Genomic DNA, 11368 nt, shown 5'->3' with positions numbered 1-11368 from the left:
GGGTCAATGATGCATGAAAAGGGCTGAAAAGATAGGGAAACCGGCCCGAGGCGGTCAGGCGTCGTCCCGGCAAATCCGGCGGAAGGCGCGTTTGAGCATCTCCAGTTCGGCGCGCAACAGCTCGACCTCGGCGCGCAGATCATCGGCGGCGGGCTCGCCCGCGATTATGGTGAAACCGCCCAGCTTTTGCGTGTTGGCCGTGTCGATGATGACAAAGCTATGAACGCCTTCGGACAGGGCGGCAACGGGAACGGGCACTGTGATGGTCCAACCGCCATCGGCGGGTGAGACCTCGACCCCAGACAAGGTTTCGCCCAGATAGCGGGCCTCGATCTGAGGCTGCGTGTCTGCCTCAAGATGGCCTTGCCAGATGCCGTTTTCAAAGCTGGATGGGGTCAAGCTGGGCTGCGTCATGTCCTGGCGTCTCACAAATCGGCGCGGTGGCGGCGGCAGAAGGTCAGATCGCGCAGAACTATGCGATTCATGCGCGGGTTTTCAAAGATCAGGTCCAGCCAGATTTTTTCGATCCGCCGCTCGTTCAGGGGCAGATGCGCCAGATCGAAATCCACCGCAACGGGGGATACGGATAAATCCATCTGCCGCAGCACCTGTTCGGTGTTTGGCCCGTGCTGGATGTTGAGGCGTGCAAAAACGCCCGAGTTCTGTTCGCTGTCAATCAACGTATCGACACGCATCAGATGTTGTTTGGTCAGATCCCGCGCAGCCTCGGGCGGCAGTTCGACGGACAGTGACAGGAATGAGCCCTCGAAGCTGAACGCCTCAACCGCCAGGCTAAACGGGGCCAGATCATCCTCGCCCCGGTTTCGGACTTGCCGAACCGCGATCTCGGATTGTGGACAGTCGTGGAACAGGGTGACCTGACCGTCAATCCCGGCCTTGCGCGGGGCCGAGGCCACACCCGGTCGGGTCAGAGGTCCGCGCCACAGGTCCGGCCGCCAGGACCAGTCGGTGCCGACGGGCTTAGGAAACTGAACCGAGCCAATCTGGGGACGGATAAGACGCCCATCGGCAATATGGATCAGCTTGTTCAGATGGGCCCGCAGCCCGCGGGCCTGATCGCGCTGAAGCCGCAGTTTGGACTGCGGCACATCCTGCGCCTGCTGCGCGGCGGTGCGCCAACGCTGCATGGCCCGTCGATGAATATAGCGATCCAGAATCCTGCCCATGGTCCCATCGTCCGAAGTTGTACCTCTTTAGTCAAAGACGCGGTGCGGGACAAACCCGGAATGGCACAGTAGGGGGCGAATATTCACCAATCCTGAAGACGCACCCCCGCAAGCCCCGATTTCGTGCCAAGAAACACCCCAAGCGTTCTTGTATTACGCGGGGCCAGTGCTTACCGTCTGCCACCTGACTTAAAGTGGGTCTTTCTTAGGAACCTCGGCGCAACAATTTCATTACAGACAAGGCCAGTGCATGGAACCCACTCTGTTTTCGTTTATTTGGAAATACTCGAAGAAACAGCAACTTGTGCTGCTGGTTCTGACCGTTTTGTCATTTCCGTTCCTGTATGCCTCGCTGGAATTGCCCAAGCAGATCATCAACGACGCCATTGGGGCGCCGGGGGATACGGTGACCCTGTTGGGGATCACCTTCACACAGGTCCATTACCTGCTGATCCTGTGTTGTGCCTTTCTGGCCACCGTGATCGCCAGCGGGCTGATGAAAATGCGCATCAACACGATGAAGGGCGTTCTGGCCGAGCGGATGCTGCGCCGGTTGCGGTTCACGCTGATCAACCGATCCATGCGTTTTCCAAAATCCTACTTTGCGACGACAAGCCAGGGTGAGCTGGTCTCGATGATCACGTCCGAGGCCGAGCCGATGGGCGGGTTGATGGGCGACGCCATTGCGCAGCCGGTATTCCAGTTCGGGCAGATGATGACCATCGTCACCTTCCTGTTCATGCAAAGCGTCTGGTTCGGGCTGGCCAGTATCGCCCTGATCCCGTTGCAGGCCTGGCTGATCCCCAAGCTGCAGCGCCAGATCAACCTGCTGAACAAGGACCGCATTCAGGAGGTCCGGCATCTGAGTTCCGAGATCGGAGAAAGTGCGGCAGGGATCAGCGATCTGCGCACCAATGGCGGTTGGCGCTATCGTCTGGCGCAATTCAGCCATCGGCTGGGGAACCTGTTCGAGATCCGGTTCAAGATCTACAACAAAAAGTTCTTCATGAAGTTCCTCAACAATCTGATCACTCAGATGACGCCGTTTCTGTTCTATTCCGTCGGCGGCTATCTGGCGATCAAGGGCGAGATCACGGTGGGCGCTCTGGTCGCGGCCCTTGGGGCGTACAAGGATCTGAGCGGCCCGTGGAAGGATCTTCTGACCTATTACAATCAGGTGCAGGACATGTCGCTGCGCTGGGAAATCGTGACCGAGCGATTTGCGCCGGACAACATGATCCCCGAGCATTTGTTTGACGGCGAACCCGAGACGATCCCGCATCTGAATGGCGATATCGAGTTGCGGAACGTAACGGTGCGGGATGGAGACGGTAAAACCATCCTTGAGGACCTTGATCTTGTCATCCCCAACGGCGCGCGCGTGGCAATCCAGTCCACCCACGCGTCCGAGCGCAGCGCTTTGGGTCAGTTGCTGACGCGCGAGATTCTGCCGGTTCAGGGTGACGTGATCATGGCCGGGCACGATTTGCGCGAATTGCATCAGTCGGTTATCGCGGCCCGCATCGGATATGCCTATTCGCGCCCATATCTGTTTGACGGAACGCTGGGCGACAACCTGATGATGCCCCTGCGAACGCATCCCCAGCCTGAAAGCGACGACAAGAAGGCCCCGACGCGGCGACAGATCGAATCCGCGCGCTCGGGCAACCCGACGGATTCGCTCAGCGATGAATGGATCGATCCGGGTCTCGCGGGGTTGGAGAATATCGACGATATCCGCAATTGGTGGTTCGAACTTGTCGAAGCGATGGGCATTGACGAATTCATGTTCCGCCGGACGCTTGGGTCGCGCTTTGATCCCAAGCTGCATCCCGTTCTGGCGCAGGAAATCGTCAATTTGCGGGACACCATTGCCGAACGTCTGCGCGAAAAGGGGTTGGACAAATATGTCTATCGGTTCGATCCCAATCGCTTTAACCCGGCTGTCCCGCTGGGCGGCAACCTGCTGTATGCAGCCCCCACACGCCATATCTCGCCCGAAAGTCTGGCCAGTGACGGGCATTTCCTGTCCATGCTCAGGGCGCATGATCTGGCCGATGACGCGATGAGCATCTCGAAGGCGGTTCTGGATACGCTGAGCCGCACCTTTGGCCGGGACGGCACTGATCACCCTCTGTTCCTGCGACTGGGGATGAGTAAAGAGATGTACCACCGCTGGCTGGACATCGAAGATCGCCGCAAGGGCAAAGGCGACGGTGAACTGAGCGATGAAGAAAGCGCCTTGCTGCTGACCGTGCCTTTCCTTCTGACCGCAGAGCAGATCGGCGCGGATTTCCCCGATGAATACAAGGACAAGATCCTTGCGATCCGGCAGGGGCAGGGCGAACAATTGCGCAGTTCGATGAACGGTATGTTCCTGCCGCTGTCGCCGGATATCTATATCCCTATGCTGCCGGTTCTTGAAAACGCGCTCTACGGGCGGATCTCTCTGACCGCCGGCGTCCATGCGGGCGAGATCGAGGACGTTGTGGCCGAGGCTATGAACCAGGCCGGACTGCGGCGCCGCGCGGCGGCCATTATCTACGATCTGCCATCGGGTCTGGGCGGGAACAACCTGCCAACGGTGTTTCAGGAACGCGCCGCGTTTTCGCGCGCCGGTATCAAGCGGCCAGATGTTCTGATCCTCGACAAAGCGCTGGCCAGTCACGATTCGGAAAGCCGCCTGCGCACCCGCCTGAAACTGCGCGAGCTGCTGCCGGACTCGATCATGATCTTCATGGAGGACCACTTTGCCCATCCCGAAGCCTATGATCTGTTCATCGAGATCAAGGATGGCCGGATTGACGGCGTGTCCCGTACGCAGACCCTGCACGAAGAAAGCGTCTCGGCCGATCTGAGCCGTAAGCTTGAAATCATATCGTCGACCGAGCTGTTCTCGGGCATCGACGCGCGAAACCAGCGCCTGCTGGCATTTTCGGCGCAATGGTATGATGTCGCCGCTGGTCAGATGATCTTTTCGCGCGGGCAGGTTCCGGATGCGGCGTATCTGTGCATCAAAGGCAAGGCCAATCTGGATTGGTCCGACGAGGATGGAAACCGCCGCACGATCTCGATCATCGAACCTGGTCGTCTGATCGGTGACCTGTCGATCATCACCGGAGATCTACGGCAGCTGGATCTGACCGCCACCGAGGATTGCACCTTCCTGCGCATCGGCGCGGAAGAACTGCGTGCCGTGATCGAAAGCGACGCCGGGGTTGCCGTGCAACTGCTGCAGACTGTGGCAGGTTATCTTTCCACGCTGTCCACACGTATCAACAACGCCAAGGACCCATCGGAAATCTTCCCGGAAGTTGCGACGACGCTTCAGGATGAAAGTGCGGGCCCTGATGCCTGAGCCAACGGCCTATTCCGCGCATGAGCAACTGGTCAGCGATGCCCGTGCCCGGCCCGAGCTGTGGCGGCTGTTGGCCGGGCTGGTCATCGTCATGGCGCTGTATTTGGCACTGAACTCGGTGTTGTTTGCCTTGATCGGGGGCCTGATCCCACCGTCCGAGGTCGAGGGGTTCTTGTTGGGAACCTCGACATCCGGCGCGCTTCTTTTGCTGGCCAGCTTTGGCTTTCTGACCCTGGGCGTGGCCGTTGCAGCCCGGGTGATGCAGCACCGCCCGCTCAGCGCGATTCTGGGGCCGCGACGTTTGGCCATTCAGCAGTTCTTGCGCGTGTTTGTGGCCCTTGTGCTGCTTGGAATTGCGATGGCTGTTCTGCCGCCTTATGGCATGGGCGATCCGCTGACCCCGAATCTGCCGTTCTCTGTCTGGCTGATCGTGCTGCCTTTCGCCGCCTGCGCAGTGCTGATTCAGACCAGCGCCGAAGAGATCCTGTTTCGCGGCTACCTGCAACAATCGCTGGCCGCGCGGTTCAGATCGCCACTGATCTGGACGGGGGTGCCATCGGCCCTGTTCGCCGCCGGTCACTACGCCCCGGGTCTTGCCGGTGACAACGCCCTGATCGTGGCAGTCTGGTCCTGTGTCTTTGGCTTGCTGGCCGCTGACCTGACGGCCCGGTCCGGCACCCTGGGCCCGGCTATCGCCTTGCACTTCTTCAACAATGCGGTTGCGCTGCTGTTTATCTCGCTACCCGACACGCTCAGCGGGGTGGCCCTGTACCTGCTGCCCTATGACATGTCCGAAACCGGCATGTTGCGACAATGGCTGCTGGTGGATTTCGTCGCAATGTTTGTCGGTTGGCTTACAGCACGGCTTGCCATCAGGCGCTGATTGCATTTCTTTCCGTAGCGTCTTATTTGACGTCAACGCCGCACAAGCAAGGTTCCGACATGAACTGGATCACAAACTACGTCCGCCCCCGGATCAACTCGATCTTCTCGCGCCGCGAGGTGCCCGAAAACCTGTGGCACAAGTGCGACGAATGCGGCACGATGCTGTTCCACCGCGAGCTGGCAGAAAACCAGAATGTCTGTACCCAGTGCGGTCACCACATGGCGATCACCCCGCGTGAGCGGTTCACCCATCTGTTCGACGGCGGTATCTTCACCGAAGTCGAGGTGCCCGCACCCAAGGACGATCCGCTACATTTCCGCGATCAGAAAAAATACCCAGATCGCATGAAGGCCGCACAGAAGAAAACCGGCGAAAAAGAGGCGATGCTGGTGGCTTCGGGCGAAATCGGACGTACGCCGATCATTGCCGCCGCACAGGATTTCTCGTTCATGGGCGGGTCGATGGGCATGTATGTCGGCAACGCCATCATCGCCGCCGCGCAAGAGGCGGTGAAACTGAAGCGTCCCCTGATCCTGTTCTCAGCCGCTGGCGGCGCGCGGATGCAGGAGGGAATCCTGAGCCTGATGCAGATGCCCCGCACCACTGTCGCGGTCGAAATGCTGAAAGAGGCGAACCTGCCCTATATCGTTGTGCTGACACACCCGACGACGGGCGGCGTAACCGCGTCTTACGCGATGCTGGGCGATGTGCATATTTCGGAACCCAATGCGCTGATCTGCTTTGCCGGCCCGCGCGTGATCGAACAAACCATCCGCGAGAAACTGCCCGAAGGCTTCCAGCGCGCCGAATACCTGCTGGACCACGGCATGCTGGATCGGGTGACCAAACGCACCGAGATGCGCGAGGAACTGATCACCATCACCCGGATGCTGATGAAACAGCCCCCCGCGATCAAGGGCGATCTGCCCGCGCCGGACCCCGAAGCGCCTGCGGCGGATGCCCCGGCTGAGGATACGGACAAGAAATGACCGCGCAGACATCGGACGCCATCCTCGACCGGATGATGGCGCTGCACCCCAAGATCATTGACCTGACCTTGGATCGCGTCTGGCGTCTGCTGGACGCGCTGGACAACCCGCAAACCAAACTGCCGCCGGTGATCCACGTGGCCGGAACCAACGGCAAAGGCTCGACCCAGGCGATGATCCGCGCGGGGCTCGAAGGGGCAGGGCTGTCGGCGCATGCCTACACATCACCGCATCTTGCACGATTCCACGAACGCATCCGTCTGGCCGGAGAACTGATCTCGGAACCCGATCTGACCGCGGTGCTTGATGAATGCTACGCGGCCAATGGCGGCGAAAACATCACCTATTTCGAGATCACAACCTGCGCCGCCCTGCTGGCCTTTGCCCGCGCGCAGGCGGACTATACCCTGCTTGAGGTCGGCTTGGGCGGTCGGCTGGACGCCACCAACGTGATCGAACAGCCCGCGGTCACGGTGATCACCCCGGTCTCCATCGACCACGAACAGTTTCTGGGCAACACGCTGGCGAAGATCGCGGGGGAAAAGGCCGGGATCATCAAGCGTGGTGTGCCCTGCATCGTCGGCCCGCAAGACGATGAGGCGATGGACGTCATCGAACAGACCGCCGCCGGCCTCGGCGCGCCGCTGATTGCTCATGGCCAGCACTGGCACGTGGCCGAGGAAAACGGACGCCTGATCTATCAGGACGAAACCGGCCTGTGCGACCTGCCGCTGCCCAATCTGCTGGGCGCGCACCAGATCCAGAACGCAGGCGCCGCGCTGGCGGTCCTGCGGCACCTGAACCTGGGCGACGATGCCTATGAGGCTGCGGTGACCAAGGCCGAATGGCCCGCCCGGATGCAGCGCCTGAAAACCGGGCCGCTGGTCGAAGCTGCCCCACAGGCCGAGCTTTGGCTGGATGGCGGGCACAACGCCGCCGCAGGCATTGCATTGGCGGATGTGCTGGCCAAACTGCCCAAACGCCCGACCCACATGATCTGCGGCATGCTGAACACCAAGGACGTGACCGGCTATCTCGCCCCGCTGGCGGCGCAGGCCGAAACCCTGACCGCCGTGTCGATCCCCGGTGAAACCGCCACGCTCAGCGCCGAAGACACCGCTGCGGCTGCGACGAAAGTCAGTCTGCCCGCCACCACAGCCAGCAGCGTTGCAGATGCGCTGAACTCCATCGTGGCCCAAGATCCACAAGCCCGCATCCTGATCTGCGGCTCGCTCTACCTTGCGGGCAATATCCTGCGCGAAAACGGCTGAGGCGATCCGCCCGCAGGGCTTCATCTGGCTAAAAATACCTCGGGGGAGCCGCCAAAGGCGGCGGGGGCAGAGCCCCCTAGGCCCCCCAATCCTCAGCCTGCATCTCCCTCAGGCGCGAGGCGGTGCGTTCGAATTCAAACGTCCCTTCACCCTCGACATACAACATCTCGGGTTCGGCGGCGGCAGAACAGATCAGCCGCACCTTCGCCTCGTACAAAGCATCGATCAGCGTGACAAAGCGCTTGGCTTCATTGAAGTTGTTGCGCGACAGGCGGGGGATGTCTTCCAGCACCAGAACCTTCACCTCAGCGGCAATGGCCAGATAATCCGCCGGGCCCAGCATCCGTCCGCACAGGTCATAAAACGAAGCCCGCGCGATCCCGTTGCGGAACTGGGGCAGCTCGACCGCCCGTCCCTTGACCTGCAACACCAGCGGATCGGCCGGACCACCGGCCAGATCGCTCCAGACCGCGCGGATGCTCTGCCGGGCTTCGGGGCCAATCGGCGTGAAATAGACCGGCGCGCCCTCCAGCCGGTTCTGGCGGTAATCGGTGGGTGAGACCAGTTCCCACACCTGCAACTGCTCTTTGATATGCGCGATGAAAGGCAGAAACAGCTGCCGGTTCAGCCCGTCCTTATACAGTTCATCCGGATGACGGTTCGAGGTCGTCACGACCACAACCCCGCCCTCATGCAGCAGATCGAACAACCGCCCGACGATCATGGCGTCGGTGATATCGGTGATCTGCATTTCATCAAAGGCCAGCAAACGCACGGATTTCACGACCGCTTGCGCAACAGGGGCAAGCGCATCCTCAACCCCGTCCTGCCGCGCCTTGTGCATCCCGGCATGAATTTCCTGCATGAAGGCATGGAAATGCACGCGCCGCGCGGGGATGTCCTGCAAACTGTCGACGAACATATCCATCAGCATGGACTTGCCACGCCCAACACCGCCCCACAGGTACAATCCCTGCGGTGCAGGTGGCGCCTTGCGAAACAACCCGCGTTTCACCGGCGCGGCCAGCGCGGCGCGGATCCGTTCGAAATGTGGCAGAACAGCCTCTTGCGCGTCGTCGCGGGTCAAAATGCCTTCGGCAATGCGGGTGTCGTAAAGCGAGATCAAATCCGTCATAAACCCGAGCCTTACCTTTGACCCCCAGGCTTGAAAAGCGTCATTTCGGACAATGCATCAATTTTGCGGGATCGTTGTGGTGCCCAGGTGAATGGCCCGCCCAATTGCCAGAAGGTCACGGCGCAGGCGCAGGAATTCTGTTTCAGGCCAACATAACCCGACAGGGAAGAAATACCGAAACTACAGGTTTCGAACCCCGTCCGATGTCAGGGAGCTGACCAAATCGGCATAGTCTTCGCGGGCTTTTGGCCCCGCGCCGGAATTCCACATGTAATACCAGTTCAGCATCCCAAAGACAGACATGGTGGCCCCGCGCAGCTTGTCCTTGTCATCGCCAAAGGATTTCGGCGACAGGTCCCTCAGAATGTCGCGCATGAAATTCACCAGATCCATCTGATAGCCGCGCAGGCGCTTCTGCTGATCATCTGTCAAAGCGCTCATGCCGCTGATCTGGACCCGGTGTTCGTCATCCGCACCCTGATAGGCAAACAGGATCTCGCGCACGGCCTTGTGCAGCTTTTCCTCAGGGTCCAAGCCGTTCAGATCGACGTTGCAAATCCGGTCGCGCAGTTCCCGCAGATAGGTTTCAAGGATGTCATACAGGATGGCATCCTTGCTGTCGTAGTAATGATAGATGTTGGCCTTTGAGATCCCGCATTCCTTGGCCAGCAAGGTCATCGAGGCGCGGTCAAACCCCTGATCGGCAAACACTTTGGCCGCCATTTTCAGGATCTGCTTGCGTTTCTGGTCGTGGTCTTTGGCAATTGTCCGGGCCACGGCTTATTCCTTGTCGCGATTGTCGATGACGCGCTTCGCCTTGCCCTGAGAGCGTTCGACGTCGCCGGGGTCACCTACAACAATTTCCGTGGAAACGCCAACGACGTCCTTGATCCGCTTGGTCAGCATTCGCGCCGCGGCAGTCTTGGACAGCTCATCGGTGGAATCCAGCGCCGCCTCGACAAAGACACGCATGGCGTCCATGCGACCGGATTTATAGAGTTCGATCTGGTAGTAGGGCGCAAGGCCGCCGGTCGCCATCACCTGTTCCTCGATCTGGCTGGGGAAGACATTGACGCCGCGCAGGATCATCATGTCGTCGCTGCGCCCAGTGATCTTGGCCATCCGGCGCATGGACCGCGCCGTGCCCGGCAAAAGGCAGGTCAGGTCACGTGTGCGATAGCGGATCATCGGCAGACCTTCCTTGGTCAGGGTCGTGAACACCAGTTCTCCGGTTTCGCCGTCGGGCAGGACCTCGCCGGTTTCGGGGTTGATGATTTCGGGCAGGAAATGGTCCTCCCAGATCACCGGGCCATCCTTGGTTTCAACGCATTCATTGGCGACACCGGGACCCATGATTTCGGACAGGCCGTAGATATCGACCGCGTGCATGTCAAAGGCGGCCTCAACCTCGGCCCGCATGGCGTCCGTCCAGGGTTCTGCGCCGAATACACCCACCTTCAGCGAGCTTTCGCGCGGGTCCAGCCCCGCTTTGTGGAACTGTTCGAGGATATTGAGCATATAGGACGGCGTCACCATGATCCCGTCGGGCCGGAAATCATGGATCAGGCTGACCTGCTTTTCGGTTTGCCCGCCTGACATGGGTACCACGGTCGCGCCCAGCCGTTCGATCCCGTAGTGGGCCCCAAGACCGCCGGTGAACAGCCCATAGCCATAGGCATTGTGCACCATGTCCCCCTTGCGCAGCCCCGACGCGCGCAGGGACCGTGCGCCCAGATCGGCCCAATTGTCGATGTCGGATTTTGTGTAACCCACCACGGTCGGTTTGCCCGTCGTGCCGGATGAGGCATGCAGGCGAATGATCTCGCTGCGTGGGACGGCGAACAGGCCAAACGGGTAATTGTCGCGCAGGTCGTTCTTGTAGGTAAACGGAAACTTCGCCAGATCGGAGAGCTGTTGCAGATCGTCAGGATGCACGCCCGCCTCGTCAAAGCGCTGCCGATACATCGGAACGTTGTCATAGGCGTGGCGTACCGACCATTTCAGGCGCTCAAGCTGTGTGGCGCGGATTTCGTCGATCGAGGCGATCTCGATCGGGTCCAGGTCCGCCCGGTTCGGGGAAAGGTCTTCCATCGCGTGCCTCCTCTGGTCGCGAAGCTATTCTTCGAAATTCTGACCACAAATCGCGCGGGACATGCCACGAAACTCGGCGATCAGAGTGTTGTCCTGGTTGGTAACGCGGACGTCGTAGATACCGTTGCGGCCCGCAACGGTGACTTCGGTCGCGGTCGCGGTCAATTGGTCGCCCTTTTTTCCGGGGGCGAGAAAGCTGATCGTCGTATGCTGCGCGACGGTTGCCGTGTTGCGGCTGTTGCAGGCAAAGGCAAAGGCGCTGTCGGCCAGCGCATGGGTGACGCCCCCGTGGCACATGCCGTGCCCGTTACAGTGATGGGGCGCGATGGTCAGGGTCAGGACTGCGCGGCCTTCATCGACCTCGGCGATCTCCATCCCGAACCATTTGCTGGCCTCATCATTGGCCCACATTGCGGCGGCGGATTTTTCGGCGCGTTCCTTTGGGGTCATC

General features: G+C 60.4%; 10 protein-coding genes. 4 read left to right on the top strand and 6 right to left on the bottom strand.

What is annotated here, in order from left to right; all coding sequences use genetic code 11:
- Nucleotides 1-54: 54 nt before the first annotated feature.
- Both ACR0MO_RS12260 and ACR0MO_RS12255 read right to left on the bottom strand, forming a co-directional pair.
- Nucleotides 55-414: an Ig-like domain-containing protein gene (locus tag ACR0MO_RS12260; protein ID WP_170453899.1), complete on the bottom strand. Its 360-nt coding sequence runs from the start codon at nucleotides 412-414 to the stop codon at nucleotides 55-57.
- Nucleotides 415-425: 11 nt separating this feature from the next.
- Nucleotides 426-1187, bottom strand: a complete 762-nt coding sequence (locus ACR0MO_RS12255) for a DUF6478 family protein (RefSeq protein WP_480882025.1) — start codon at nucleotides 1185-1187, stop codon at nucleotides 426-428.
- 250 nt (nucleotides 1188-1437) lie between these two features.
- Between ACR0MO_RS12255 and ACR0MO_RS12250 the strand changes: the two genes are divergently transcribed.
- Genes ACR0MO_RS12250 through ACR0MO_RS12235 form a run of 4 tightly spaced genes read left to right on the top strand, consistent with a single transcriptional unit; the run spans nucleotide 1438 to nucleotide 7691 of the window.
- Complete coding sequence (locus ACR0MO_RS12250; RefSeq protein ID WP_170453897.1) at nucleotides 1438-4545, top strand: ABC transporter transmembrane domain-containing protein; 3108 nt, start codon at nucleotides 1438-1440, stop codon at nucleotides 4543-4545.
- The gene (locus ACR0MO_RS12245) at nucleotides 4538-5428 is read left to right on the top strand and encodes a CPBP family intramembrane glutamic endopeptidase (RefSeq protein WP_480891496.1); all 891 of its coding nucleotides are present in this window, start codon (nucleotides 4538-4540) and stop codon (nucleotides 5426-5428) included. The genes ACR0MO_RS12250 and ACR0MO_RS12245 overlap by 8 nt, the downstream gene beginning before the upstream one ends.
- A gap of 59 nt (nucleotides 5429-5487) precedes the next feature.
- Nucleotides 5488-6420 (top strand): acetyl-CoA carboxylase, carboxyltransferase subunit beta, encoded by a 933-nt coding sequence (accD, locus tag ACR0MO_RS12240; protein ID WP_170453895.1) that lies wholly within the window; start codon nucleotides 5488-5490, stop codon nucleotides 6418-6420.
- Complete coding sequence (locus ACR0MO_RS12235) at nucleotides 6417-7691, top strand: bifunctional folylpolyglutamate synthase/dihydrofolate synthase (RefSeq protein ID WP_480891494.1); 1275 nt, start codon at nucleotides 6417-6419, stop codon at nucleotides 7689-7691. The genes accD and ACR0MO_RS12235 overlap by 4 nt, the downstream gene beginning before the upstream one ends.
- A gap of 76 nt (nucleotides 7692-7767) precedes the next feature.
- Here ACR0MO_RS12235 and zapE read toward each other — a convergent pair whose 3' ends face one another.
- From zapE to paaI, 4 genes are all read right to left on the bottom strand, one after another.
- Nucleotides 7768-8826: a cell division protein ZapE gene (zapE, locus tag ACR0MO_RS12230; protein ID WP_480781241.1), complete on the bottom strand. Its 1059-nt coding sequence runs from the start codon at nucleotides 8824-8826 to the stop codon at nucleotides 7768-7770.
- A gap of 180 nt (nucleotides 8827-9006) precedes the next feature.
- Nucleotides 9007-9603, bottom strand: coding sequence for a TetR/AcrR family transcriptional regulator (locus ACR0MO_RS12225; RefSeq protein WP_170453892.1), 597 nt, complete (start codon nucleotides 9601-9603; stop codon nucleotides 9007-9009).
- Nucleotides 9604-9606: 3 nt separating this feature from the next.
- Complete coding sequence (gene paaK, locus ACR0MO_RS12220) at nucleotides 9607-10917, bottom strand: phenylacetate--CoA ligase PaaK (RefSeq protein ID WP_170736007.1); 1311 nt, start codon at nucleotides 10915-10917, stop codon at nucleotides 9607-9609.
- Between the two features lie 24 nt (nucleotides 10918-10941).
- Nucleotides 10942-11367 (bottom strand): hydroxyphenylacetyl-CoA thioesterase PaaI, encoded by a 426-nt coding sequence (paaI, locus tag ACR0MO_RS12215; RefSeq protein WP_480891491.1) that lies wholly within the window; start codon nucleotides 11365-11367, stop codon nucleotides 10942-10944.
- Nucleotide 11368: the final 1 nt, after the last annotated feature.

The organism is Ruegeria sp. K5, assembly GCF_056531805.1.
This window is presented reverse-complemented; position numbering and strand designations above follow the sequence as displayed.

Bases quoted from the DNA above. Each gene is read 5' to 3' on its own strand.
- paaK (WP_170736007.1), bottom strand. From the start codon at position 10,917: ATGGAAGACCTTTCCCCGAACCGGGCGGACCTGGACCCGATCGAGATC.
- ACR0MO_RS12245 (WP_480891496.1), top strand. From the start codon at position 4,538: ATGCCTGAGCCAACGGCCTATTCCGCGCATGAGCAACTGGTCAGCGAT.
- ACR0MO_RS12235 (WP_480891494.1), top strand. From the start codon at position 6,417: ATGACCGCGCAGACATCGGACGCCATCCTCGACCGGATGATGGCGCTG.
- ACR0MO_RS12260 (WP_170453899.1), bottom strand. From the start codon at position 414: ATGACGCAGCCCAGCTTGACCCCATCCAGCTTTGAAAACGGCATCTGG.
- paaI (WP_480891491.1), bottom strand. From the start codon at position 11,367: ATGACCCCAAAGGAACGCGCCGAAAAATCCGCCGCCGCAATGTGGGCC.
- accD (WP_170453895.1), top strand. From the start codon at position 5,488: ATGAACTGGATCACAAACTACGTCCGCCCCCGGATCAACTCGATCTTC.
- ACR0MO_RS12250 (WP_170453897.1), top strand. From the start codon at position 1,438: ATGGAACCCACTCTGTTTTCGTTTATTTGGAAATACTCGAAGAAACAG.
- zapE (WP_480781241.1), bottom strand. From the start codon at position 8,826: ATGACGGATTTGATCTCGCTTTACGACACCCGCATTGCCGAAGGCATT.
- ACR0MO_RS12255 (WP_480882025.1), bottom strand. From the start codon at position 1,187: ATGGGCAGGATTCTGGATCGCTATATTCATCGACGGGCCATGCAGCGT.